The organism is Metabacillus sp. YM-086 (genome assembly GCF_048059995.1).
GTDB lineage: Bacteria > Bacillota > Bacilli > Bacillales > Bacillaceae > Metabacillus > Metabacillus litoralis_B.
The window spans coordinates 1-25,391 of sequence record NZ_JBLUOI010000023.1; the positions used below are offsets into that span (position 1 = coordinate 1).

At 33.3% G+C, this 25,391-nt stretch carries 31 protein-coding genes, 1 other RNA gene and 1 riboswitch; of the genes, 6 read left to right on the forward strand and 26 right to left on the reverse strand.

Going from position 1 to position 25,391, the window contains the following annotated elements:
- Nucleotides 1-381 precede the first annotated feature (381 nt).
- Together ACEWK1_RS11705 and ACEWK1_RS11710 are read left to right on the forward strand one after the other, a co-directional pair.
- Nucleotides 382-771 (forward strand): reverse transcriptase-like protein, encoded by a 390-nt coding sequence (locus ACEWK1_RS11705; RefSeq protein ID WP_121662521.1) that lies wholly within the window; start codon nt 382-384, stop codon nt 769-771.
- 24 nt (nt 772-795) lie between these two features.
- Nucleotides 796-1,701 (forward strand): DMT family transporter, encoded by a 906-nt coding sequence (locus ACEWK1_RS11710; RefSeq protein ID WP_121662522.1) that lies wholly within the window; start codon nt 796-798, stop codon nt 1,699-1,701.
- A 20-nt stretch (nt 1,702-1,721) separates the two neighbouring features.
- Here the strand turns inward: ACEWK1_RS11710 and ACEWK1_RS11715 are convergent, their stop codons facing one another.
- Nucleotides 1,722-1,988, reverse strand: a complete 267-nt coding sequence (locus tag ACEWK1_RS11715) for a DUF6123 family protein (RefSeq protein ID WP_121662523.1) — start codon at nt 1,986-1,988, stop codon at nt 1,722-1,724.
- A 133-nt stretch (nt 1,989-2,121) separates the two neighbouring features.
- Between ACEWK1_RS11715 and sspL the strand changes: the two genes are divergently transcribed.
- Entirely contained in the window at nt 2,122-2,262 is a 141-nt protein-coding gene (sspL, locus tag ACEWK1_RS11720) for a small, acid-soluble spore protein L (RefSeq protein ID WP_121662524.1), read from the forward strand.
- Nucleotides 2,263-2,298: 36 nt separating this feature from the next.
- On the opposite strand, the gene ACEWK1_RS11725 is transcribed toward sspL, so the two are convergent.
- From ACEWK1_RS11725 to ACEWK1_RS11770, 10 genes are all read right to left on the reverse strand, one after another.
- A complete protein-coding gene (locus ACEWK1_RS11725; protein ID WP_121662525.1) occupies nt 2,299-3,198 on the reverse strand; it encodes a 5'-3' exonuclease in 900 nt (299 codons plus the stop codon).
- A 190-nt stretch (nt 3,199-3,388) separates the two neighbouring features.
- On the reverse strand, nt 3,389-3,526 hold the full coding sequence (locus ACEWK1_RS11730; protein WP_162987400.1) for a hypothetical protein: 138 nt from the start codon (nt 3,524-3,526) through the stop codon (nt 3,389-3,391).
- A gap of 106 nt (nt 3,527-3,632) precedes the next feature.
- Nucleotides 3,633-3,899 (reverse strand): DUF2533 family protein, encoded by a 267-nt coding sequence (locus tag ACEWK1_RS11735; protein ID WP_121662526.1) that lies wholly within the window; start codon nt 3,897-3,899, stop codon nt 3,633-3,635.
- Complete coding sequence (locus ACEWK1_RS11740) at nt 3,892-4,080, reverse strand: hypothetical protein (RefSeq protein WP_121662527.1); 189 nt, start codon at nt 4,078-4,080, stop codon at nt 3,892-3,894. The genes ACEWK1_RS11735 and ACEWK1_RS11740 overlap by 8 nt, the downstream gene beginning before the upstream one ends.
- 70 nt (nt 4,081-4,150) lie before the next feature.
- A complete protein-coding gene (locus tag ACEWK1_RS11745) occupies nt 4,151-7,741 on the reverse strand; it encodes a dynamin family protein (protein ID WP_416636306.1) in 3,591 nt (1,196 codons plus the stop codon).
- Nucleotides 7,742-8,826: 1,085 nt separating this feature from the next.
- Complete coding sequence (locus ACEWK1_RS11750; RefSeq protein WP_332327176.1) at nt 8,827-9,378, reverse strand: isoprenylcysteine carboxyl methyltransferase family protein; 552 nt, start codon at nt 9,376-9,378, stop codon at nt 8,827-8,829.
- 3 nt (nt 9,379-9,381) lie between these two features.
- Nucleotides 9,382-10,479, reverse strand: a complete 1,098-nt coding sequence (locus tag ACEWK1_RS11755; RefSeq protein WP_416636307.1) for a type III polyketide synthase — start codon at nt 10,477-10,479, stop codon at nt 9,382-9,384.
- 228 nt (nt 10,480-10,707) lie between these two features.
- Entirely contained in the window at nt 10,708-11,253 is a 546-nt protein-coding gene (locus ACEWK1_RS11760; RefSeq protein WP_121662531.1) for a GNAT family N-acetyltransferase, read from the reverse strand.
- 86 nt (nt 11,254-11,339) lie between these two features.
- Nucleotides 11,340-11,747, reverse strand: a complete 408-nt coding sequence (locus tag ACEWK1_RS11765; RefSeq protein WP_121662532.1) for a VWA-like domain-containing protein — start codon at nt 11,745-11,747, stop codon at nt 11,340-11,342.
- Between the two features lie 85 nt (nt 11,748-11,832).
- On the reverse strand, nt 11,833-12,054 hold the full coding sequence (locus ACEWK1_RS11770; protein ID WP_121662533.1) for a methionine aminopeptidase: 222 nt from the start codon (nt 12,052-12,054) through the stop codon (nt 11,833-11,835).
- 282 nt (nt 12,055-12,336) lie between these two features.
- Here ACEWK1_RS11770 and ACEWK1_RS11775 point away from each other — a divergent pair, with 282 nt between their 5' ends.
- Nucleotides 12,337-12,786, forward strand: coding sequence for a hypothetical protein (locus ACEWK1_RS11775; RefSeq protein ID WP_121662534.1), 450 nt, complete (start codon nt 12,337-12,339; stop codon nt 12,784-12,786).
- Between the two features lie 75 nt (nt 12,787-12,861).
- On the opposite strand, the gene ACEWK1_RS11780 is transcribed toward ACEWK1_RS11775, so the two are convergent.
- From ACEWK1_RS11780 to ACEWK1_RS11795, 4 genes are all read right to left on the reverse strand, one after another.
- Complete coding sequence (locus ACEWK1_RS11780) at nt 12,862-13,047, reverse strand: methionine aminopeptidase (protein WP_121662535.1); 186 nt, start codon at nt 13,045-13,047, stop codon at nt 12,862-12,864.
- A 118-nt stretch (nt 13,048-13,165) separates the two neighbouring features.
- Nucleotides 13,166-13,405: an HPr family phosphocarrier protein gene (locus ACEWK1_RS11785; protein ID WP_121662536.1), complete on the reverse strand. Its 240-nt coding sequence runs from the start codon at nt 13,403-13,405 to the stop codon at nt 13,166-13,168.
- Between the two features lie 123 nt (nt 13,406-13,528).
- Nucleotides 13,529-13,906, reverse strand: coding sequence for a PH domain-containing protein (locus ACEWK1_RS11790; RefSeq protein WP_121662537.1), 378 nt, complete (start codon nt 13,904-13,906; stop codon nt 13,529-13,531).
- Nucleotides 13,907-14,059: 153 nt separating this feature from the next.
- Entirely contained in the window at nt 14,060-14,329 is a 270-nt protein-coding gene (locus ACEWK1_RS11795) for a hypothetical protein (RefSeq protein ID WP_121662538.1), read from the reverse strand.
- 257 nt (nt 14,330-14,586) lie between these two features.
- Between ACEWK1_RS11795 and ACEWK1_RS11800 the strand changes: the two genes are divergently transcribed.
- Together ACEWK1_RS11800 and ACEWK1_RS11805 are read left to right on the forward strand one after the other, a co-directional pair.
- Nucleotides 14,587-14,787 (forward strand): cold-shock protein, encoded by a 201-nt coding sequence (locus ACEWK1_RS11800; RefSeq protein ID WP_098796095.1) that lies wholly within the window; start codon nt 14,587-14,589, stop codon nt 14,785-14,787.
- Between the two features lie 342 nt (nt 14,788-15,129).
- Nucleotides 15,130-15,345 carry a helix-turn-helix domain-containing protein gene (locus ACEWK1_RS11805; protein ID WP_162987401.1) on the forward strand — a complete coding sequence of 72 codons (216 nt, stop codon included), beginning with the start codon at nt 15,130-15,132 and terminating at the stop codon, nt 15,343-15,345.
- A gap of 144 nt (nt 15,346-15,489) precedes the next feature.
- Here the strand turns inward: ACEWK1_RS11805 and ACEWK1_RS11810 are convergent, their stop codons facing one another.
- The 11 genes from ACEWK1_RS11810 to ACEWK1_RS11860 all read right to left on the reverse strand — a co-directional run bounded on the left by ACEWK1_RS11810 (nt 15,490) and on the right by ACEWK1_RS11860 (nt 25,262).
- The gene (locus tag ACEWK1_RS11810) at nt 15,490-16,803 is read right to left on the reverse strand and encodes a nucleobase:cation symporter-2 family protein (RefSeq protein WP_121662540.1); all 1,314 of its coding nucleotides are present in this window, start codon (nt 16,801-16,803) and stop codon (nt 15,490-15,492) included.
- On the reverse strand, nt 16,800-17,393 hold the full coding sequence (locus tag ACEWK1_RS11815; RefSeq protein ID WP_121662541.1) for a xanthine phosphoribosyltransferase: 594 nt from the start codon (nt 17,391-17,393) through the stop codon (nt 16,800-16,802). Before ACEWK1_RS11815 ends, ACEWK1_RS11810 begins: the two co-directional genes overlap by 4 nt.
- A gap of 172 nt (nt 17,394-17,565) precedes the next feature.
- Nucleotides 17,566-17,667, reverse strand: a riboswitch (purine riboswitch).
- A 134-nt stretch (nt 17,668-17,801) separates the two neighbouring features.
- Nucleotides 17,802-19,307 (reverse strand): carboxypeptidase M32, encoded by a 1,506-nt coding sequence (locus tag ACEWK1_RS11820; protein ID WP_212138360.1) that lies wholly within the window; start codon nt 19,305-19,307, stop codon nt 17,802-17,804.
- A gap of 124 nt (nt 19,308-19,431) precedes the next feature.
- Complete coding sequence (locus ACEWK1_RS11825) at nt 19,432-21,354, reverse strand: ATP-dependent DNA helicase (protein ID WP_121662543.1); 1,923 nt, start codon at nt 21,352-21,354, stop codon at nt 19,432-19,434.
- Between the two features lie 149 nt (nt 21,355-21,503).
- On the reverse strand, nt 21,504-21,704 hold the full coding sequence (locus ACEWK1_RS11830; RefSeq protein ID WP_121662544.1) for a hypothetical protein: 201 nt from the start codon (nt 21,702-21,704) through the stop codon (nt 21,504-21,506).
- Nucleotides 21,705-21,843: 139 nt separating this feature from the next.
- Nucleotides 21,844-22,029: a hypothetical protein gene (locus ACEWK1_RS11835; protein WP_121662545.1), complete on the reverse strand. Its 186-nt coding sequence runs from the start codon at nt 22,027-22,029 to the stop codon at nt 21,844-21,846.
- Between the two features lie 73 nt (nt 22,030-22,102).
- On the reverse strand, nt 22,103-23,245 hold the full coding sequence (locus ACEWK1_RS11840) for a THUMP domain-containing class I SAM-dependent RNA methyltransferase (protein WP_212138361.1): 1,143 nt from the start codon (nt 23,243-23,245) through the stop codon (nt 22,103-22,105).
- A gap of 169 nt (nt 23,246-23,414) precedes the next feature.
- An RNA gene (rnpB, locus tag ACEWK1_RS11845) (RNase P RNA component class B) lies at nt 23,415-23,804 on the reverse strand.
- Nucleotides 23,805-23,873: 69 nt separating this feature from the next.
- Nucleotides 23,874-24,173 (reverse strand): cell division regulator GpsB, encoded by a 300-nt coding sequence (gpsB, locus tag ACEWK1_RS11850; protein WP_098796104.1) that lies wholly within the window; start codon nt 24,171-24,173, stop codon nt 23,874-23,876.
- Nucleotides 24,174-24,276: 103 nt separating this feature from the next.
- Entirely contained in the window at nt 24,277-24,837 is a 561-nt protein-coding gene (locus ACEWK1_RS11855; RefSeq protein WP_121662547.1) for a DUF1273 domain-containing protein, read from the reverse strand.
- A 155-nt stretch (nt 24,838-24,992) separates the two neighbouring features.
- Complete coding sequence (locus ACEWK1_RS11860) at nt 24,993-25,262, reverse strand: CotD family spore coat protein (protein WP_098796106.1); 270 nt, start codon at nt 25,260-25,262, stop codon at nt 24,993-24,995.
- Between the last annotated feature and the right edge of the window lie 129 nt (nt 25,263-25,391).

Consider the following 25,391-nt stretch of genomic DNA (forward strand, 5'->3'; position numbering starts at 1 on the left):
TCTGAGAAAAATGAAAGGTTCTTAACTCTTCCTGTTTGAAGAAAATCTTCAGCAAAAATAATGGATTCATTTAAAGAATGATATTCTGTTGTTATCGTTGTTTCTAATTTTCTTTTTGTTTGATAAGTCCATTCTATACGATAATTCAATAGATTCACTCCTGAAATTTCTGTTAATTTTAAGGGAAAATCTTAATGTTTCTATATCACTAATATCATCAAAACCGTTTCGAATAATTCTTCCTATAACTAATGTAATCAATATGCTATAATCATATTCGATTTATTCTACTCGTGTTTTTACATTTACTTTATGATAATGCTATTTATTTTACCATCGTTTTTGTATTTAATGAAATATTTTAATTTTGGAGGTGTTTGTTTGATTGAAGTATATGTAGATGGAGCCAGTGCAGGTGATCCAGGTTTATCTGGTGCAGGAATCTTTATAAAAGGACATGGTACAGCTGAACAATACTCTTTACCTTTAGGTTCTATGACAAACCATGAAGCAGAATATCATGCATTGATTAAAGGAATGGAAATTTGCTTGGATCAAGGATATAAAGTCGCTTCTTTTAGAACTGATTCACAACTTGTGGATCGTGCTTTTGAAAAACAATTTGTTAAGAATAACAGTTTTGCTCCTCTTCTAGAACGAGTAATGAAGCTTTCTGATCAATTTGATTTGTTCTTTTTGAAATGGATTCCTAGTAAAGAAAATAAAGTAGCCGATCAGTTAGCAAGAAGTGCTATTTTGAAACAATCTTAGTTTATACTGAAAGAAGTGAAATAAATGAAAAAAACGTTAGTAGCAGATGTTAGTCTGTTATTTGTAGCATTTATATGGGGAGCAACCTTTGTGATTGTTCAAAATGCAATTGAATTTATACCACCTAATTTGTTTAATGGTATTCGCTTTTTTATTGCGGCAGCCCTACTATCATTATTTCTATTTAAAATTCCAAAAGGCTGGTTATCTAAAGAATTGCTTAAATCAGGAGTATTTTTAGGGTTGTTTTTATTTATTGGATATAGTTTTCAAACGGTTGGTCTAATGTATACAACATCCTCAAAAGCCGGATTTATTACAGGTCTAAGTGTTATGGTTGTTCCTTTATTGTCTGTATTTATTTTAAAGGAAAAGCCAAACTTCGTTGTATTTATCGCTGCTGGTGTAGGAACAATAGGTTTGTACTTTCTTACTGTTGCAGGATTATCCCAAATGAACATAGGTGATGGTCTTGTAATGATTTGTGCAATTGGGTTTGCCCTTCATATTGTTTATACAGGGAAATTTTCAAACAAACATCAAGCACTACCCTTAACAATTATTCAGCTCTTAACTGTCTCTCTATTAAGCTTTATAAGCGCTGGTTTATTCGAGAGATCATCAATTGTATCAACCAACTTATTAAATATGGACGTTTTAATTGCGTTAGCTATTACATCGATACTGGCAACCGCTCTAGCCTTTTTACTTCAAACTAAGTTTCAGCAAATTACCACAGCCGCAAGAGTAGCGCTAATTTTTGCTATGGAGCCAGTATTCGCTGCCCTAACAGCCTTTCTTTTAATTAACGAACGTTTAACTACAAATGGTTTAATTGGCTGCTTCCTTATATTCTTAGCCATGATTGTTTCAGAATTGCCTAATATGAAAATACTTAAATCATCGATTAATCAAGAAACCAGTCTTTAAGCCTTATGCTTAAAGACTTTTTACATTAAATTTAAAGTTTGTATATGATGAAAAGCCTGTTTACGATTCAGTATGTCTTCTGCCTTAAATTGTTCTAATAATGAGATATAAAAAGAACCATCAAATTCTTTTTGTATTTTTAATGTAAGCTCAATGGCTACAATGACAATTTCATCTGCTGTATCTGTATACTGCTGTCCAAACTCAATGAAACCATAAGCTTCCTCACCTAGGATAAATCCTTTACTAGCTAAAAAGGTAACATAATCTCTAACTGTACGAGCCATCCTGTATTATTCCATCCTTATCGAAATATGTAGTACTTTGATCATATCAAAAAACCGTCGACAAATTCCATCTTTTTTCGTCATTAATTTCTTTGTGGATTATTGGTCATAATACAAGTGGAGGTGACCAAACATGAGCAGTGAAAAAAAAGGTAACAATCGCGGAAGAAAAGCACCAAGTGTTAACCCACAAGGTCATGCTGAAGATGTTGAATTTTCAACTGAGCCAAAAAGCAAACTTGAGAATGCAGCTAAGAAAAAAAATACAAAATAAAAAAGAGAGGCTTAATGCCTCTCTAAAATTTCAATATTATATTGCCTCTTTCACGTCGGTTACATTCTTTAGTAACTTTTGAATTCCTTTTAGTTCCAAATCCTTAATAATAGAAAATGCCTTTTCTTCGTCAATTTGAAAAATAGCATCTTCAAGTAAACATTCGAGAGGTGCTTGACAATTAATTTCGGCCAATTTTCTTGATAAAAGTAACATGTCCAAATCATTTTCTATTTTTGTTTTTTGACCTTTGGTTAACTCTGAAACATTTTGCAACAGCTTATCAATTGATCGATATTGAGAAATTAATTTAAACGCTGTTTTCTCTCCTATTCCTTTTACACCAGGATAATTATCACTTGGATCGCCCATTAACGCCTTAACATCAATTAACATTCGAGGTTCGATTTGAAACTCTTCTATATATGAGTCCTTTGTATAATGTTTGTAATTACCGATTCCTTTTTGAAGGATCAAAACGTCAACAGTATCATTTAAAAGCTGGAGGATATCTTTGTCACCAGTTATGATCGATACTTTCATATCATTTTCATATGTTTTTGCAAGCGTTCCAATGCAATCATCAGCTTCATAACCTTCTATTCCTACGTTTGGAATATCTAATGCCGCTACAACTTCTTTTGCAAGGTCAAATTGTGGTTGAAGCTCTATTGGTGCTTCAGGTCTATTTGCTTTATAATCAGAAAAAATGTCATTTCTATAGGTTTTACTCCCCATATCCCAGCAGCAGATAACATGTGTTGGTTTGGTATATTCTATAACAGAAATCAAATGCTTTAATAATCCTGAAATCGCATTTGTTGGTGTTCCTTTACTATTAATCATAAATTGCCCGTAAACAGATGTCGCAAAAAATGAACGAAATAAAAGCGCCATCCCATCGACAATTAATAAATGTTGTTTGTTGTTTTCCATTGAAATCTCCTTTCAAGCATATAAAAATAGATCGCTAGTTCCATTAGATTCATAGGTAAGTATAACATATATATCTGAAGTAGGAGTCTGGTACTTAGAGTTAATTTCGAGTGAGGTTATAATCGGAGAAGTTCACATTTACAAAAGAAGCCAGTTGAAACACTAAATGTTCCAAACTGGCTTCTTAGGTTTAATCTTCTTTATTATCTCTACTAAGTTTTAATGCTTCATGTTGAGCGTAAGATTCAAACTCATTGTTAAAATCATTTTTCTTCTTTTTATTATTGTTGCGTTGTGCATTTGCATTTCCTAATTTTGTGCGTCCCATTTCCATTCACACCTTTCACTTTATTCGATCGAAATTAGTTTTCCACTAGAAAAGTATTTCAATCGGATATGGTCAAAATGATGGTTGGAAATGCTAGGAAACACCTTTATTTACCATATTTCTTTACTACAAATTCTTCAACCATTTTCTTAGTCACAAGCTTGCGTGTTGGCACAATTCCCTTTGATGCAAGCTCGTTCATTTCTTTAGTCACGATATTAATTTGCTCTACCTCAAAAGGCTTCGCATTCACACATAAGAAGATCGCTTCCTCAATTAGAGCTTCCCTTTTTTCTTCAAGCTTCAAATATGCTTGAATATGGTGATGTTGGTTTTTACTATGTTGTGAAATTGCTTCATGTACATTACTCAATATTCTCACCTCGTTTTTCCATTAACCTCTTAACATGTTCCTTTGGGGTCCAGCAATCAAACGAATAAGTTGGCTTTGTCTCATATTTTAATCGAGTACAACTGTAAAGCATAGAATTGTTTTTTCGTACTGCCTCAAAATGTATACATGTAGCACAAACCTTATACGTTTTATGATCCATGCTCCTTCCCCCTACATGTTTTTGTTTATATCCATAGATTGTATCATAAAATTCCCACAAAGAAGCATACTTAAGCTAAAAGTCCAATAACTTGACTGAGATTGGATTGCTCTTGTTTTAAGTGGCCTGTATCTTCGAATTGAATATCAAGAAGGGCCCCAAAGCTTTCTTCTGTTTGAACCGTAATTTGCTGAATTAAGCTTGAGTGCATCTGCATCACTGTATGTTGATAATAGTCAGCAAATTTTTGATTATAGTTATCTAATACCACTGAGACTGGCTCATTAAATCTTTCCGTTAGGTCTTCCCCCATTAATTTCTTTTCATTTTTCTCAAAAAATGATTTTGTATTCTTAAATAACTTTAACGAAGGTTTTAGCTTCTCTATCATATCCCGAGAAAACTCAACTGAGATATCAGGTGTTAAAATTTCTTCAATCTCAACACTAGACAATGTGATGGATTGAGATTGCTTCTTTATGAGTTGAGAAATTCTTATATATTCATCATCAAAAGTCTTCTTTATCACATTTTCAATTCGTAAAGAAGTTGCTTGTAATTCTTGAACTAACTCAAACTCAACTGTTCTAACTAAATCGTTTAAGCAAGTCTGTAAAGCCTGCTGTGTATCACTTGTTTGATGAAAAACACTTGGATGAAAGCTTTCTTTAAAAAATTCATTAAAACGGAAGAACAATCTTTGCTTTAAATAAAAGACAAGCTCCTCAATTTCCTGTGTGACAGTTTTCATTAGATGCTGATTTGTTACTTGTGTTAATTCTTCTTTTACTTTTTGTTTTTCATTTAGCAGATTTTTTCGTATTTGTTCTTTTTCAATTCCACTCTTTTCAGCAGCATCAATTAACGCTTCGATTCGTTCCTTAGAACGTCTTAAATCTTCCCTAATTGAGATGATTGTCGTGTTTGTAAGCTCTTCTTTAATGAAAGTATCAAATTGCTGTTTAAAAGTTGCATAGTCTTTTTCATTAGTAAGGTTCTCTGAAAGAATATTTAAACTTGATACTCCATAAAGACGAACATTACGTATTTCATGCTTTAAGAATTGATCACGAATATATGCTTTAACTAGTTCAACCTCTTCTTCATCTTTCGCTAAATCAACTGCATTTATAATGAAGAACATTTTGTCTAATGTAAAAGAATCCTTTACCCTGCCCAGTTGCCTTAAAAATTCGCGGTCTCCTTTTGAAAAAGGATGGTTATAATATGTCACATAAAGAATGGCGTCTGCCTTTTTGATATACTGAAAGGCAACATCTGTATGACGCTTATGCAGAGAATCAGCCCCAGGGGTATCAACTAGTGTAATACCTGCTCTTGTAATTGGACAATCAAAGTATACAATTACTTCTTCAACCAAACACGCCTTATTTTCATTCGCAACAAAATCTTTAAATGTTTCTTTTGAAGAAGTAAGTAACAAACCTGATGTTGTTAAGCTTTGATAATCAGGAAGAGCCGTTTTATATTTAGTTAACTGTTCTATTTCGTTTTGATCTTTTCCCTGGTGATTTAGCACACTTTTTACGAATACTTCAAAAGTAGAGGTGTCCTTATCACTTAATGTAGGGATACTTTCGATTACTTCCTTTTGTAATGCTTCCTTAGACTTTAATTTTACTTCAACTAACCCATGGTGTTTTTCATTTGTCACTGGCGCAATTTTATTTATTGTGGCAGTAGTTGGATTAGGAGATGAAGGTAAAAGCCTCTCACCAATTAATGCATTTGCAAAAGAAGATTTACCTGCACTAAAAGCCCCGAACAACGCAACTGTGAATGATCTGTTTTTATAACTCTTAATTTTTCCTTCTAAAGAATCTGTGAATTGTTTAAAGCCACGTATATTTTCGAGTGCTTTTAACATATTTTCTGCCTGTTGAATAAATTCATCACGATTCCCTAAAGGCTGTTCCATCTTAGGATCATCTAAATCCGACTTACTAGGCTGAACTATCCCCTCAAGAGCCTCATCAAGTTCAAGAGTTCTTACACTTTTTTTATAAAATTGGTTTTCTTCTAGCCATTTTTGATCATCTAAAGATTCAACAAGCTTTCCATGTTTAACGTTCATGATATTTTCTTCGTAGTTTGAAAGATTCTCAAATTTGCTTACTAACTCTTCAGATTTCGCCATCTCTACTTTGCAGTTAGTTAGATCTTTATAGATCGTTTCTAACTCATTTTGTCGACTTTCTCTTACATAATCAATTATTTTCTGAAACACGCTCATGACTTGTTGTTTACTATGTTTTTTTATTAATTCACTAACATCAGATGAATAGGTTAATACGTACTGGTTATTATAAGAGGCCCCTGCTTTCATAGCATCAGTTATTATTTGCTCTGTAACTTTAACAGAAAATGATTGTACTTGTTGAATGACCTCTGGATCATGTATTTCATATGTTTTCAAATACTCTTTTAGTAATGACTGAAAATGCCAAGATATTTGGGTTTCGATATTTTGTTTTAAGCTTTCATACAACTCGTTCTTTCTTTTATCTCGTTCTTGATCAGTTTTTGATTTTGTGAATAAAAATCCTATCTTAAATGAAGGATCAACTGCCTCAATATAAGCTGCTGCTTTCTCTCTTGTTTCATAAGGAATTAAATTTGCACTTTTTAAAATAGCTGACACCTTATCATTTGTTTCAGCAGTTAAATTTTCAATTATTTTTTCTTCTTTCTTTATCTTTTTCTCAATCGTTTGTTTTTGCTCTAAAAGTGTGGTTAAACGATCACGAACTTCCTTTTCATCTACATCGGTTAAATTTAATTGATCTTCATATTTTTCTAAATGTTCTTTCACGACTTGTGTAACAGAATCATGAACATTTTGATCTATATAGCGTTTTTTATCCTCAACAATCACCTTAATAAGATCTTTTACTTGTTCCAGTTGATTGGCTGGGTGTTGGTCATCCTTTAATGTTGTAAAAAAGACATCTTGCGGATGCAATCCAACTTCAGCAAATGAATCTTCAATATGCTTTTTAAAATGGTTAAATTCTATTTCCTTTTCTACATGCTTATCAATTTGGTTTACAATAAGGAAAATCACTTTATTTCGATCTTTCATTTCTTTTATGAATGAAAGATTTTCCTCAGATTGAACATGGTTATAGTCTGTAACATAAAAAATGGTGTCGGCAATATGAAGCATGGACTCAGTCGATAACTTATGTGCTGCATCTGTAGAATCGATTCCAGGCGAATCCATAATCACAATATCTTCTTCAAGGTTTTGGTAAGGCTTTTTTATAGATATTCTTTCAATTTCGTCACCTTGCTTACAATATTCTTTCACTTGCTCGATTGAATAGTCTCCCGCTAACTCAATACTTTCTTTTGCAGACGAATAAAGAGTGACTTGCTCTTGACCTCTTTCTAATAGTACTAAGTTAGCACTTGTTGGAATAGGACTTGTTGGAAGTATTTGTTCATCTAAAAGCTTATTAATCATAGATGACTTACCAGCGGAAAAATGTCCAGCAAAGGCCACATATAGTTTCTGATGATAAAGCTTGTTAGCAAGCTCAACTAACTTATGAGCATTTTCAGTATCATGCTTTTTTATTTCGTCATGAAGATTTATAACGATTTGCATTAAGTCTTTCGATTTCACAGCCGTTGTCATGATAATCCCCTTTGTCTCTATACATTTAATACCTTATATTTTACAGAATTTTATTATATTTTTCTATGCAAACTCATTTATGTTTTTAATACAAATTAATATATCGACTTATCTGAATACGCACACAAAAAAATAAAGCTCACATTTCTGTGAGTAACAGGTTCTGTTTTGAAGTACAAAATACAAATTAACATTGCTTTTCGTATAGTAATTCGCACTATGATTAAAAAGTATTTTGACAAGTAAATCAGCAAAGAAAAATGCTTGGAAACATTAATAATGCTCCAAGCATTTTTTATACCAAGATAAGTACCCGTTAAAGCAAATTTCCAACTCTTCAAGAATCGCATGGAAATAAGCTACTAAAATTAGCGGAGAAATTCCCCTTATTGAGGAAATAACATGAAAAATAGATTAAATAGACGGAAAGATTCCGCCTATTTAATCGAAAAAGACGAAAATGGACCATTTTACATTGCTTAACCGGAGAAATTCCGCTTATATCTCCAAACTGATTTCCATTCTTCATTCTAACCGGAAAAACTCCGCTTATTTATAAACTATTGGTTACTCAATTAAGGATAATCTGCTTTATTTATCCTCCTCTCAGACCTTCATCCCCCCCTGGTAGTTAAAATCATTTTTAGCACACCATTTGGAATAGCAATGAGCTTGCGAATTTTTACGCTGACAAATACTTATGTCACCATGTTAAAAGTGGTTCGGAATTCTGGGCCTAGTTACCTTCCATTTAATTAAACCCCATATATATCAATAAAAATAAGCAGTCTTATTCAGTAGCGAATAGGACTGCTTATTAGTTTGCTAATTTAGTTTTTGTATTAGGAAACCGAACCCGATATTCTGTGAGCTTTAAGCTTTTTGGGCATCTATATTCTTAAATATGTAACCAATCAATACACTATAAGTAACAACGGTACAACCGACAAATAACATAGTCATATTCGCAGCAGACCTCCATATTTTGAGAATGATTTTCATTATAAATTCATTCTATCATCAATGATAATCATTTTCAATATCTTCCTCGGAATTATTTGAAAAATCTGCACACACACACCTGATTATCTTTTTTTAGGTAGGAATCTTGATTTTACTGTAAATACTTCTTGATAATTTGTATATGTTTGAAGCGCTTTTTCTTCAGCCGGTATTCTAATTGTCATCATAACTACATTTAGCATGGTAAACACTAATGATGTGATATATGCCTCAAATAACAGAGGAATAATTAGAATTTCTACTGCAACTACAACATAATTAGGGTGTTTGATAAATTGATATGGTCCTTTTGAAACGACAATATCATTTGGAACGATAATAATCTTTGTATTCCAGTAATTTCCGAGAGACATAACCGACCAGTATCTCATCAATTGTGTTATAACTAGAAGTGGTACTAGCACAACCCAAAGCTCAGTTAATTCTTTTTGAAAGATAATTACCTCTAATAAAAGCGAGATAAGAAACAGGACGTGTAGGGATAAAATAAATGGGTAATGCTCATTACCATGTTCTACTCCTCCCCTATTTATCATCCACTTTTCATTCTTTTTCGCAATAAATAGCTCAGTTAGTCGCTGAACAATTAATAATGAAAATAAAAGATAAAACAACAGTTATTTTCCCTCCCATTTAACGAGTAGCATTTCAGAACTGAATCCTGGACCAAGTGCTCCAATTAAGCCATATTCACCTGGTTTACCAATTTCACGTTTTAAATATTGTTCTAAAACATACATAACCGTTACTGATGACATATTTCCGTGTTTGACCAAGACTTCTTTTGAAATATGCAAATGATGTTCATTAAAACCAAGACCATCTATATATGCATCAAGTACCTTTTTACCACCAGGATGAGCAATAAAATGATTGATATTTTCTACTTCAAGGTCGTATTCCTTTAAGAAATCTATTACTTGTGGTTTCAACCATTTTTTAATAATAGAGGGAATGTCACGAGAAAAAACAACATATAAACCATTATTTTTAATATTCCATCCCATTACATCTTCAGAATCTTTCATAAATGTCGATCTTGTGCCCAACAATCTTGGCAGTGAAGACAATTTTGATCGTTTCTTCCAGTTCACATGACTTCCTGTGATACATGTACAAGCAACACCATCAGCAAACAATGACGTTCCAATTAGGTTACTTTTCGTCTTATCGTCATGCTGAAAAGTAAGGCTACAAAGCTCAACGGATATAACGAGAACCATTGCTTTAGGAAACGCCAGACAATATTCATATGCTCTGGATAATCCTGCTGCACCCCCAGCACATCCTAATCCCCAGATAGGGATGCGTTTAGTCGTTTCTTTAAAGGGTAAGCAATTCATAATTTTAGCATCAATACTAGGTGTGGAGATTCCTGTTGTACTAATGAAGAAAATGGCATCTATTTCGTTATAATGAATGTCCTGCTGTAACAATGTATGATTAGTCAAACAATTTTTCACTGCTTCAACACCATACGTTACGGCTCTATCAATATACAGTTCATTCTTTTCTTCAAATGTATGTGTTTGCTTATACCATTCAAGAGGTTCTGCAAATTGTCTTTTTTCTATTTCACCGTTTTTAAATACGGGTAGAAGCCGTTCAAGATCTTTAAAAGAGTCATGAAATATTTCTTTTGCAAACTCAACAGTTGTATCCTGACTTATTTCATATTGTGGAATAGCCTTTCCAACGGATAACGCATAGACCATATTGGTTTTCACCTCATTTTCAATAAGGTTACTATCACCAACTTTGTCTAAAATTATCCATTTATATAGGTTTTTATGTAAAGTTACCCAATTGCAACTTACCTTTAAATATAAAAAAAGCCTTTCCCAATCAAAAGGGGAAAAGCTAACGTTTTAAAGGAGTTGTTGTTGTTGTGCATCTTTATTATATATCATTTTCAGCTACCACTCATTGAGAATTGTTGGAAATCACTTTAAAAAATAAGCCATAAAAACTTCGTCATCATATTTTCCGTTAATTTTGACTTGATCCTTTTGTATCCCTTCTTCTACAAACCCAAATCTTTCGTAAAGTTTATGTGCTAATCCATTTGATGCAAAAACGGTCAAGCATAATTTATGTAATTCATGAGTCTTACACCATTCAATCGTATAATTTAAAAGTTCCGTTCCAATTCCTTTTCCTTGAGCTGCCTCAACTAACCATGTACGAAAAAGTCCAGTGTGCCTTTTCATTTCCAACTCCCCCCTAATAACGCGTGCGATCCCTACAATTTGATGATTTATCTCTACAGCGACATACATATTATCTTGAAGTTCCATATGCTTTATAAATTTGATTTCATCCTGTGTAGATCGAGCGGCTTCCTTTTGAATATAAGAACCTGACTTAATAATCTGATCCACTGCAAGAACGATTGATTCTGCATCTCTCGTTTCAACTGGTCGAAGAATAACTGACTCACCCGTTTTTGAGGTAAACTCTTTTATGAACGCTTTCTTATCCACAGTAATGCCACCTTTGCTTATCTCCTACTATAGAAAGGCTGACAACTTTTGTCAGCCTCTTCACTTTCGACCTGAGAAATAAGTAAAACCATTTAAGCTACCCTGATTGCCTTTCCAAATGGTACTTTTGGAACAAATTCATCAGGTACCAACCAAAAAACTTCATTGGTTACTTGAAGTTCATCATAGAAATATCCAGTTACATCCGTTATATAAAAGAGGGTGTCTATTTCTTCTTTTTCAGCCCACTCAAGCACTTCAGTATACGAGGACTTTCCATGAGTATAATAAGTAATTTTATCTTCCTTAATAGGAGTGATGCTTCTTATTTTAAAATCAGCTTGCACTAGTAATGCATTAGGGGTTACTTCTCCAAATAACTTAACTATATTTTGTATCAATAGTGTATTCGTCTGATTTGTAGAAGTATCTATTGCTAGAGCTATTTTCTTTCCGTTTCGTTCTGTTAATTTAGAAAGTAATTGCTTTTGCCATTTCATTTCATATCTCCCCCTCACATCTTTTGTGAAGCCAAGTCTATTTTTGCTCAAAAATCATAGTCCTATCCATTTTTAAAAAACACATTTAATATTGGTCAACATTTCCATTCCATTCTGCATATTGCCCAGTACCATTGCAACCTGGACAATCAAACACAGCATCATACGTAGGTGTATAAACACTTGTTAAGGATGATGTAAAACCTCTTCCCCTACAGTCAGGGCATCTTCCTAAAGATTCCATATCAGCGCGAACTTTCTCGATTCTCGCCTGCTTCCATTCTGATAATCCACGAAGAAAATTCAATGGGTTCACCTCTTTTTCCTTAATATTCCTTACTATTCATCAAGAGGTGACATTTTAAACCTTTTTCCCCAGATTTTTTTTTGAAGTGACATGTTCAGAGTTCAATTTTAGGAACATTTAAATATGCAACATAAAGTCAGATCCGAAAGTGTAAAATTTGAGAAAAATGTTCTATAAAAATATCTACATATATGATTGAATTCTTATTAACAATTGTCGATTTTTTTTGTAAAATAAAAGAGTTTATTAATTTAATTTCTGGGGATAGAAGAGGGGATTATCGTGGCTGAATTAGCATTTAAAGAATATATGTTTAAAAAAGGAAGTAAAACAACGATTTACATGTACCAAAACAGTATCGAAATGATTCATGGTGGGTTTTTAGGGAAATTTAACAAAATAAAATTAGTACAATATAAAAACATTGTTAATGTTTCAGTGAAAGAACCGGGATTTGCTTCAAATGGTTACATGATCCTTGATTGTGGTAAAAATGATCTTAAAAGTGAAAGACTTGAAAACACAATTGAGTTTTCCAAGCAAGAAAGAGAAATGGCAATGGAATTGAAGGAATTAATTGAAGAAAAGGTTGTTGAAGTAAAAAATCAGAGAGTTGATTCTGCTGTTGATAATTTTGAAAAATTAAAGAAAATCAAAGAATTGTATGATTTAGACATTCTGTCAGAAGATGAATATCTTGACCAAAAGGAACGTCTTTTAGAAAAAAACTAATTTATATGTAAAAGAGTGTCTGACCTCTCCTATGATTCATTTTATTGGAGGGGTTGACACTTTCTTTATTAAAAGCTATCTATTATTTTCCCAAACAGAGTATTCTCCTGTGCCTTTACACGTATAACACTCTACATTACTCCCAATATAATGCATTGGCACAATAACAACTCCATATCCACGACAATCAGGGCATTTTCCAAGGCTCTTCATTTTTTCAATGTGATTTTTCCTTCTTTTTTCCATCCACCTAAACATCATGAATTTTTTCACCAATAGTATTCACCCATCCTTGATGTTTCCGTTTTTATAGAGTATTCAAGTTCTACGGACAAGGTGAATAAAAAAAGGTATTTCCTATTTAGAATTTATATCACATTTATAAAAAAAGCTTAATACATTCCTTTATAGCTTCTTCTTCATCCTCTCCAGCTGCTTCAATTCTAATATTTGTTCCTGTTTGAATGGTTGCCAGTAATCCTAATAAACTTTTAGCATCTGTTTTAAAGTTTGGTCCTACAATCATAATTTCTGACTCAAATTTATTCGCGATATTTGCCACTTCAATAAATGAGTTGACCGTAAAAAGACGTGTAATTGTTAGATCTTTAACTCGCATAGTTATCTCCCTATTTTTAATTTAATCATTATTATTTTTAAGTTTATGAATTCATGACAGTTTTTTGCATAAAAAGGCCCCCCTCTATAGTGAATGGGAGACCAGTGGAATACTTTTAAGAGATTATTTTGTTACATAAGATGCTAATGCCTTTTGGACATCATATATACTTTTGTCTTTTTTAAATTGTTTGGAAACTGGATTGGCAGTACTTGAAATCCAAATTTTTAGTTCTGCATCTAAGTCAAAGCTTCCAGCCGTTTCTACACTAAAATGGGTGATGCTTTTGTAAGGGATTGAATGATATTCCACTTTCTTCCCTGTTACCCCCTGCTTATCAATTAGGATTAATCGTGTGTTTGTAAAGACAATTAAATCACGGATCAATTTGTAAGCTTTCTCAATATTTTCATTTTCGGTAACAATTACTTCTAATTCTTTTTCAACTGATTTACTATCAACTTCTGAGACATTACCCATTAGTCCGTCTAAAATACCCATTATTAGCCCTCCTGTATATTTAGTTATTGTGATAACTATTCTTTATTGCTTTATTACTTTCCTGCATAATTGGATATTTTAACGTTTTAAACAATTACATAAAATTGATAAAACTAGCCTGTTAGTAACATAAAACATTTCTATCTCGGAGTGCTAATCCATTAAACCTTCATCTATGTAGACTTCCATTCCCTCTTCTTCTAAGCATTCACCAAAATATTTTACAACTTTCTTGAATTTATAGTTGAGGATATTTAGATCTTGATCTTCAATATCATACACAGCGATTACAGCACCGCCCACGTATAGGTTTATATAATCTTCTCTACCGGTTAAATGTGCCTCTATACTGAATTCCTGACCTTTTATAACTTGTTTATTTGTTTTTAACGCCTTAGATAATAATTGTTTTATTTCTTCCATTATAACTCCTCCTGTAATTAACTCTTTATTGGTTGTAACATATTATTTGTTTAAGTACAATTAAGCAAATAAACTAAGTCCTATAGAAGTTTTATTTTTCCTTATTTGCTTTTCTAAAAATTATCTGTTATGCTATAGAAGAATTATTTTTGTTCGGTCTGTAAGGAAAGAATAAGTGTTTAAACTTTTCGCCTTTGATATCTAATTGAGCAAGGATAGTAATAAATTGTGGTATTTCCACACAGGAGGCAACAATTATGCAACAAGGTACAGTAAAATGGTTTAACGCAGAAAAAGGTTTCGGTTTCATCGAAGTTGAAGGTGGAGACGATGTATTCGTACATTTCTCAGCTATCCAAGGCGAAGGATTTAAATCTTTAGACGAAGGTCAAAAAGTGACTTTTGAAGTTGAACAAGGTCAACGTGGACCACAAGCAACTAACGTAAACAAAGCATAATTTCAAATAGAAAGGACCCGTATGTATTACAGGGTCCTTTTTTATTTGATTTCGTTATGGTTTATACGCATTAAAAAATCCCCATTCAAAAATGAATGGGGAGCTAACTTGCTAAAAGGTATTTCAATGGTTAACTAAAGCATAGCATACAATTTGTATAATACCTAATTAAATTAATAAAATAATAAAATACTTCTTATGTTCAACATATTATTCTCTACTTTGACTATTCAAAATACCACTTCTAATGCCTGCTAATTCAAAAATTGGAAAATAATATGATGGAAAGTATCAATTTATTTCGTATTGTGCTATGCTTGATTAAGAAGCGAGGTGTCAAATTTGGCGTATAAAGCAAAGAAAAGTAATCTTAAAGAACTATTAACCAAAAGTAACACTGAGCTTGATGTTCTGGCGAATAAAACAAATATTCCAATAGAACAGCTACATGACTATCTAGACAAAAAGGTCATGAATCTTAATAACGCAATGACAATTTCAAAAGAATTAAACTGTACAGTTGAAGATCTTTACGTATGGAAAGTTTCCGGAGAGTGATAATATTCGCTCTCTTTTTATTTTTTAAGATGTTCGTAATTAAAATAAAAAGGTTGCCTGCATTTTCATGCTACGTTACAAATAAGCGGGCAACCTTTTAACATCTTTTTCATAAACATTATAGGCTTCGCTGTTTACTATAATTTAAGAAGCTTGACTTTGTAATCTAGCCTCTTGTTCTTGCTTTTGTTTTTGACCTGATGGAATAATATTAAAAATGATATTCAATATTATGGCTGTTACACTGCCTGCTACAATGCCGCTATTCGTTAAAATTTTCACAGACTCTGGTAAACCAGCAAAGATTTCAGGAACAACTGTAACACCTAATCCTAAACCAACAGAGCAAGCAACAATCAGTAAATTTTCTTGTGAGGCAAAAGAAACCTGCCCTAACATTTTAATTCCATAAGCAACGACCATTCCAAACATCGCAACCATTGCTCCACCTAGTACAGATGATGGAATGATTGTAGCTAATGCTGCGATTTTCGGAACAAGACCTAATCCAATTAACATACCAGCAGTAATATAAATTACACGATTCGTTTTAATCCCTGACATTTGTACAAGCCCAACGTTTTGCGAAAAGGCTGTATATGGAAAAGCATTAAAAATAGCTCCAAGCATATAAGCAACACCTTCTGCACGATATCCACGAGCTAAGTCCTTCTCGTTAATCTTTTTCTTACAAATATCTGATAATGCGAAATACACTCCTGTTGATTCAACCATGCTGACAATGGCAACGATTGTCATTGTTAAGATCGGAGCTAGTTCAAATGTTGGTGTTCCAAAATAAAATGGCTTTCCAATATTAAACCAAGATGCCTCTGAAACAGGTTGAAGATCTACCATTCCCAAAAAGCCCGCTGCAATAGTACCTGCGATAATTCCTATTAAGATTGAAATTGCTCTAATAAAGCCTGTAAAAAAACGATTTAATAGAATGATTAAGATTAAAACACCAAAAGCTAAAAGGAGATTTTCAGTAGACCCAAAGTCTGCACTTCCCTCTCCTCCTGCCATATTGTTCATTGCAACTGGTATTAATGTAATACCAATAATTGTAACAACTGATCCAGTTACAACTGGAGGAAAAAACCTTACTAGTTTACCAAATATAGAAGATATTAAAATAACGATGAGTCCGGACATAAGTATTGCTCCATAAATAGATGAAACACCATATTCTGTTCCAATTGCAATCATTGGCCCTACTGCCGTAAACGTACAACCAAGAACAACAGGTAAGCCAATTCCAAAAAAGCGATTCTTCCACACTTGTAAGAATGTTGCGATTCCGCACATAAAAATATCAATGGCAACTAAATATGTTAACTGAGCACCCGTTAAACCTATTGCACTTCCAACAATTAACGGTACTACAACTGCTCCTGCATACATCGCTAGAACATGTTGAATTCCTAAAGATAAATCTTTTAATGAATGTTTCATGATGTAACCTCCTCAAGCTCTTCAACAAAATTTACTTTACCCTCTGCTAATGACGCTATTCTTGCTAATGATTCTACTCGATATCCTAATTCCTTCAATTCAGTCGAACCTTTTTGGAATGACTTTTCAATGACAATTCCAATTCCCATTACAGATGCACCTGATTGCTTAACGATGTCAATTAGTCCTTTTGCGGCTTCACCATTTGCTAAAAAATCATCAATAATTAACACATTGTCAGTTTCATCTAAAAATTGATGTGAAACAGAGATCGTATTTTCTTCTTGTTTTGTAAAAGAATAAACAGTGGATACCAATAGATTATCTGTTAACGTTAGAGACTTCTTTTTTCTAGCAAATATCACTTTTACTCCAAGTTCCAACGCTGCCATAACAGCTGGAGGAATTCCCGATGATTCAATCGTAACAATCTTTGTAATCCCCTCGTTTTTAAAGCGTCTAGCAAACTCTAAACCTATTTCTTTCATAAGCACTGGATCAATTTGATGATTAAGAAATGAATCAACTTTTAATACACCGTCAGAAAGAACAATACCTTCTTTTTCGATTTTTCTTCTAAGCAGCTCCATTTTTTTCCTCCTAACGTCTTTCCTACCATAGACTCTTTTAACGCCTTAACGAAATAAATTCGTCGCTAGCTTCTTACCCTTAGATTATTATTGAAAATAAAAAAGCGGCATTGCTCCACTATAAGTGAAGCAATGCCGCTTTCATTACATACTAATATATCAAATGAAATGCGCAACAAGAAACTCCACTCATAGTCGAACAATTTACGGTTATTCGGTAGAAACTTGCAGGCCATATCCCTGCGATTATATGAGTGCTATGTAATTAATTCAAATTATAACAATATATCTTTATTTTGCAAATACTTTTCGTTCAAAACACGAACTTTTTTTAGAATTAAATATATAAATATTCGTAAAAATCAAACAAGGAGCAGTATTCACCGCTCCTCTTTCAATTAAGATACGTTATAACTTGTAAATTCCTTTATATTTCTGTTCAAGATAGTCAATTAAATATTGGGCATTTAATTCTTCACCAGTAACATCTTTTAGGATTTCTAAAGGTTCTTTTGTTCGTCCATACTGATGAATTTGCTTTGTTAACCAACCTTTAATCACATCAAATTGACCTGTTTCGATTAACTCATCATAATTTGGCAGTTCTTTCAACATTGAATTTTTAATTTGTGCAGCATACATATATCCTAATGCATAGGATGGGAAATACCCAAAGCTTCCTCCAGCCCAATGTACATCCTGTAAAACACCTTGTGCGTCATTTGGTGGGACGATTCCAAGGTATTCTTCATATTTTTCGTTCCAAATCTTCGGCAATTCTTCAACGGTTATTTCATCATTAAACAATGCTTTTTCGATTTCATATCGAACCATTACATGTAACGCATATGTTAATTCATCTGCTTCAATACGAATCAATGATGGTTTTGATTCATTAATCGCTTCATAAAATTCATCAAGACTTATTCCCTCGAATTGTTCAGGTGAAAAATCTTTGAGACTTTGATAGTAACGTTGCCAAAAGTGCTTATTTCTTCCTACAAAATTTTCATAGAATAGAGATTGTGATTCATGTATGCCCATAGAGGTACCACTACATAATAAAGTACCTTCTAATTCTTCTGAAATATTTTGCTCATAAATAGCATGACCACATTCGTGAATTGTACCAAATATTGCAGTACGGAAATCTTTTTCATCATACTTTGTTGTTACGCGTACATCATTACGATTCAGAGTAATTTCAAAAGGATGAACAGTTTCATCTAATCTACCAGCTTGAAAATCATAACCTATTTCTTTTAATAAAAATTCACTTAATCTTCTCTGGTTTTCCTTTGGAAAAGAATGAAACAGAAAATCTGTCTTAGGCTTATGTTCAGACTCCGAAATTTCCTTTACTAGAGGGACAATATGTTTCCTAACTTGTGAGAACACTCGATCCAATACTTCAACCGTAACCCCTGGTTCATATTCATTTAGTAGCGTATTATATTTATTTCCTTCAAAGCCCCAATACTCAATTAGTTTTTTATTATAATCCACTAACTTTTGTAAGTAAGGTGCAAACATTTGAAAGTCTGATTTTTCCTTTGCTTGTTCCCAAATAGATTCAGCCTTTGAGCATAAAATAACATATTCTTGATATTCCTTAGGTGGTATTACTTTGTTTTTCTTATATTCCTTTTTTAATAACTCCACTGCTTTTCTTGTTACAAACTGAAGGTTTTTATAAATATCTTCCTGTGAAAGTGTAGTGAGATACTCGTTCATTTTATCTGAAACCAGCATTTCAAATGCTTCAGAAGAAAGCATTCCAATTACTTCAGATCGTTGTTCTACACCTTTTTTAGGAGCACCAGTACGCATATCCCAATACATAACGCTAATGGCTTCATCATATGCTTTCATTTTTTTTATGTATTCCAAAAACTCTTTTTCTATTTGTATCATTCCCGCCACACTCCCTTTGTTTATGTACTACCTAAGCGTATAAAGTCGTTGTATGATTGTCAACGACTTTTAAATGAAGGTTATAGTTTTTACTTTAAGGATAGGGAGAAGCCGTAGCTTCCACCTATCCAAATGTTGGAGGAACAGGTAAAACTGATTTCATATGATCCAAAACATCCTGATCTTGATCATTATAAAATATTGTAATAGAGCCTTTATCCTCACTGGTTCGAATCAATCTACCAATTCCCTGTCTCAGCCTTAATATCATGTATGGAAGTTCAACTTCCTTATATGGATCTTGTTTATCTGATTTCTTCGCCTCAAAGACAGGATCGTCCGGAGGGTATGGTAACGACCAGATAATAACATTAGAGAGTGATGGGCCAGGAATGTCTAAACCTTCCCATAAATGAACAGCACACAATACAGAGTGTTCGTTTTGCTGAAACTCTTTCACTAAAGAACTGATTTCTTGATCACCTTCGAACAATAATGGATATGAAAAGCGATAATTAGTGATTCTTTCCTTGAACCATTTTATTTCTTTTTGAGATGTAAAGAGAACAAGGCCTCTGCCTTCTGTTTTATTCAATTCATCTAAAGTTTTTTCCAATTTTTTCTCAAGTTGATTTTCTTTCAACATTTGAATGTTCATTTGCTCATCATAATCAAAAGGAGAATCAACAGAAAGTGATAAATAATCGTGTACACCTATGCTGTTTGCTATAAAGTCAAATGATTTATTTTCAGATAATGTAGCTGAAGAAAAAACAATTGGCATTTTTTTAGAAAAGACTTTTTCTTTTAAGACTTCTTCTACTTTTTTAGGCATAATGACTAAAGTATATTCATCACCTTTCACTTCTACCCAACTAACTGCATTTGAGTTTCTATTATATAGTGATAATGAATATTCCATTTGATCAATAAACTCTTCGACAATTTTCAATTCATATTCTCCGATTGTGTACATCTCACCTTCAAATACTAGGGCTTCACTAATTTCGGATAACTTGGACTGTAATTGTTTAGAAGTTTTTTGCAGCTTTTCTTTTTGCTCAATTCGTAATCGATTGGAACCTTCAACAACACTTGTACACTGTTGTAAATCATCAAAAAACATATCATTTACAGCTAGTGCATCTTCTACTAAATAAGCTAATTCTTCGCGAATTTCATTTTGTAATAATCTCTCGAGAAAGATTTGTAATGTACTTTGCTTTACTCGATATGTTAATGCTTTTTGTGCAGCGTATTCTAGTAAATGACCTTCATCAAACACAATACTACTATAATCCGGTAGTAAAGGAATTTGACCTTCTCTTTTCCGGGAATCATACGTCCAAATATGTTCCATAAAATAGTCATGTGAACATACAATAAGATCAGTTGCTTTTCGATAATAATCACGAGACAATGTTAATCCACATCGATGTCTTTGCGAACAAGTAGAACAATCTTGAAAGGGATCCCAACCAACATTTTCCCATTCTTCATCTGAAAAATGACCAAATTCTTTTCGATCCCCGTAGGCTGAGAACTGTTGCATCCCCGCTTTTTCGTGAACGAAATCCGGCAGTGATTGATATAAATCCAGATACTTCTCTTCTCCAGTCCGTTGAATTACATTGTCCAATTTATTTAAGCATAAATATTGACTATGAGTTTTACTTAGCCTTACGTCCATATTCAATTCTAGATGCTTAGATAACTTCGCAATGTCACCTTCTTGTTTAACAAGCTGTTCAATTAATGTTTCATCTGCACATGCTATAATCGCCGGTTTACCTGTATATCTAGCATAAGATAGGGCATAAAGCAGGTAGACAATCGTTTTTCCAGTCCCAACACCAGCTTCAGCAAACATGACTTTCTTCTCTTGAAATGCTTTTTCAAGCTGAAAAGCCATGAAAATTTGTTCATCTCTTAACTCAAAACCTTGATCTGGAAGAATATCATAAAAAACATCTCCAATCCAATTATTCAAGGCTTGGTAAAAGCTCTCATCCTTTGATATGGTAAAAGGCAAACGTGATGTTACCATAAACGCTACCTCCACATTCAGTTTCAAATTTATCGCAAATAATAATTATCATATTATATGGGTAAAAAGTCAATTCATATAACTATAACAGTATGTAAAAAAGAGATAAAAAAAGAGGCAGCCACTATGGCTACACAATGTTCCACTTATTATAACTCTTTGTCAAAAAGCGATTCTATAATTAATTGATGATCAATCGATGTAGCAACCGAAAGAGCTCTCATCATATCTTCTTTCGCTTGCCCTAACTGCAAAATCGCATCTGAATAATCACTTACTTGGTTCTCCAGCGATTTTTCTGTTGAGAAAAGTGCCTTTGAAATTAACTCAAATTCTTGTTGGTCATACATTTCTTTTCCACCTCTCAAAATAACGAAATCTACTATTCAAGGGAACTTTATTAGATTTCACAATACTGAAAGGATTTATTCGTTTTCAAGTTGACCACAGTATTTGTAAACCTTAAAAAGGCAAAAAACGAAGAGCCTATTACTCTTCGTTTCCTACCTTTTTAAAACCCTGTTGAAGTAATTCATTCGTTAATTCATCATGATTTACAATATAATATGTACTACCTTCATCATTGGTAATAATAATTTCTGTCGGACTTGCGTCAACACGAGCTGCCTCTAAGTCAAAATACTTCTGACCAAGTTTATCTGAAATTGATGACAATTTGTCCACCTCCTTATTATCCCATTATATCAGGATCACCTATTCTTGAGTTATATCATTTTTCACATTTTTTCTAACCTTTTCGTGGTGGACGAACATTTGACCAATATTGATAAAAGTCTGTTTTAATGAAGCCATTAAAAAGCTTACGTTTTTTCGTTGCAGGTTTACCATAAAGCTGTTCAAAACCTTCATGAGAAGTAAGCATATATATGCTCCAAGTATCTAAAGATGCGAAAGCTTGTCCCATTTCTTTATACATTTGTTCCACTTCTCTTTTTTCTCCAAGTCGTTCTCCATAAGGAGGATTTCCAACGATAACTCCAAACTCTTTTGTTGTTGTGAAATCTTTGACCTGCATTTGCTTAAACGAAATGATATCTGCAAACCCCGCTTCTTCAGCATTCCCCTGTGCTATGTTTACCATTCTATGGTCAATATCACTAGCTTGAATATCTAACGGCTGATCATAGTTAGCTTTATCCTCTACTTCTTGTCTTGCAAGATTCCATTTGTCTTTTCCGATCCAATCCCAAGCTTCAGAAACAAATTCCCTGTTAAATCCTGGTGCAATATTTTGTCCAATAAGTGCTGCTTCAATTGGAATTGTACCTGAACCACAAAACGGATCTACAAACGGACGGTCAGGTGTCCATCGTGTTAATAAGACAAGAGCAGCAGCAAGAGTTTCCTTTAATGGAGCGCCCCCTTGGTCAATGCGAAAGCCTCGTTTATGAAGTCCTGTACCACTAGCATCTATCGTGATGGTTGCAACATCTTTTAGCAGCGCAACTTCTACACGATAAAAAGGACCATCTTCGCTAAGCCAACCTTCTTTTTTATAGTGTAATTTTAACTTTTCTACGATTGCCTTTTTCACAATTCCTTGGCAATCTGGTACACTTGCTAATGTCGATTTAACTGATTTTCCGATAACAGGAAACTCTGCATTTTCCGGGAGATAATCTCCCCAATTCAATGCTTTGGTTTTTTCAAAAAGCTCATCAAATGTTTTTGCCTTAAACTCTCCGACCTTAATTTTAATTCGGTCAGCGGTTCTAAGCCATAAGTTCGAACGACAAATTGCTAATTCATCTGCCTCAAATGTAACCTTACCGTTCTCAACTGAACATTCATACCCTAAATCTTTTACTTCTTTACCCACAATCGCTTCAAGACCCATTGCTGATGTTGCAATAAGAGTTAATTTACTCATCTTTTGACACCCTACCTTATATCTATCTATTTATTCGTTTAGTATAAGCTCTACTATGTATATCCTGAACCATTTTATCCAATTATATCCAACAAAGTTTTGTAAATAAAAAGGGACTGATATCATCAGTCCCTGTTGTTTACTGTTGTTATACTGATTTCCAATAACGTTCGATAAGCCATGTTTTGTTCCATCGTACTTCAAACGGCATAAGCCTCGTACTCAGGTGGTAATCATCTATCTACAAAAGCATATTGCTTTTGTCCTTCTCTTCGTTCAATTCCTCCAAGAAGGTGCCCCTACCATAATTTGGGTTTCTCGCTCGTGGGGTTTACCTCGTTCCACTCTTACGATTTCTCGCAAGACTCCGTCACTGTGGCACTTTCAAGGTATTCAAGCCATATCCAAAGGACTTAGGCTTTTTCCCTGCCGTCAACCAAGCAACCTTGGCTGCCCTAGCTTATGAATTCGCTAGGCACGAACACTACGGGCATCTCAGCACCGTGCGAGCATGGACTTTCCTCTACAATCCTAAAGACTGCAGCGATTACCTGAACGTTATTAACGAAACAGTAAACTCAGTATACCTAATATTTGAGGATAATACAAGTGGAAATAACTAGGAGATTTAATCGTATAGTTTACTTCCAAACACATGCTTTTCAAGGTTAGATAAACGTTTTAAAATATCGAAGTTTGTTGTATTTGTTTGTACTGGTGTTTGCTTCTTATATGTATCATCAAGCTGCTTTTTCAAACGTAAATTTTCTTGTTGTAGATCTTCATACTCTTGATGAAAGGTTTCATAATCTTTAATAACCAAATCCAAAAATTTATCAACTTCTTCTTGTTTATAACCTCGTACACCTGTTTTAAATTCTTTTTCTAATATTTCTTTCGCTGTCAATTTCATTTTATCTGAAAGCATATCTTCACCTCATTATAACGAAGTTATCAACTTATATTTTTTCAGAAATCCTGTTACTTGTCAATTTCAATTATATTTTCCTTAAAAAATCATATGTATTCTTTTACCAAAAATCTTGTTTTTTTGAATTTTCCTCTTCCACTATTGTTTGTAGTTCAGAGAAATCAATCATGTTTATTGTGTAGGTAGTAGTTTGTTGCTTTTTTCTGGCTGTTTCTAATAAATATTTAGGAGATCCTTCTTTTTCTTCATCATAAACTAGGAGTACTCCATCACTTTTATGGACAAGAAATTCATTTTTCTGGCGAAATTGAACAGGACTTTCATATTCTCTTTTTGTTATACTGTCAACAATATCTGCTTGTGAGAGAATAAACTCATAATATTCTCGATTGGCTTCATTCCACTTTGATTCTTGATTTAAAAAAGGAGTTAAAACAGCTAACTTGAGTTCAGAATATTGAAGTTGCAAATCAAACACAACTTCCGCAGCCCACAACTCTACACCCATTTGTCCACTGATGATCACCCATTCTAGTCCTTCCTCTACAAAGCCTTTTAACGTTTTTTCGATTGCCTTTTTAATATAAGCAACAGCTTGGTCGTCATTTTTAAAAATACCGAGTTCAAATGATTTGTAACCTGATATTGTTAAAACCTTCACTTTTATCACCTAATCATTATATAAATTAATACCTTTCATTATACTTATATTACAGGAAATGAATAAAAGATGTTATCGCCCCTATCTTGTAAAGATCAATCACTCGTTAATTACAGAAAAGGGAGCTGAATACAGCTCCCTATAGCTTCAAATGATTATCCAAAGAATGGACCAGGGCCAAATCCTGGACGTGGACGTGGACCAAAACCTGGTGTTGGACCATAAACATTAAAGTGTTGGTGTGATACCTCATTCTCAAAAGATTGAGTTTGAGGGAAATAATGTTGATGCTTATAGAATTCATGATTTACATTTGTTGTGTGTTGTGGATGAATGTGTGGTACGATTGTTTCAGAATAGCTATTATTTACACAGTGTTTTGTTGGGTGTACAATTGGTGCCATAACTTTTGGTTTGCAATGCATGTAGCATTTCTCCTTTCATCTTTTATCATGTCTTACACTTTTAACCTATGATGAAAGTTACCTACATGTACTAAGGCAAGCACCTAATTTTTATAGAAAAGTATAGAAACTGTCTTTAAAATTCGTAAA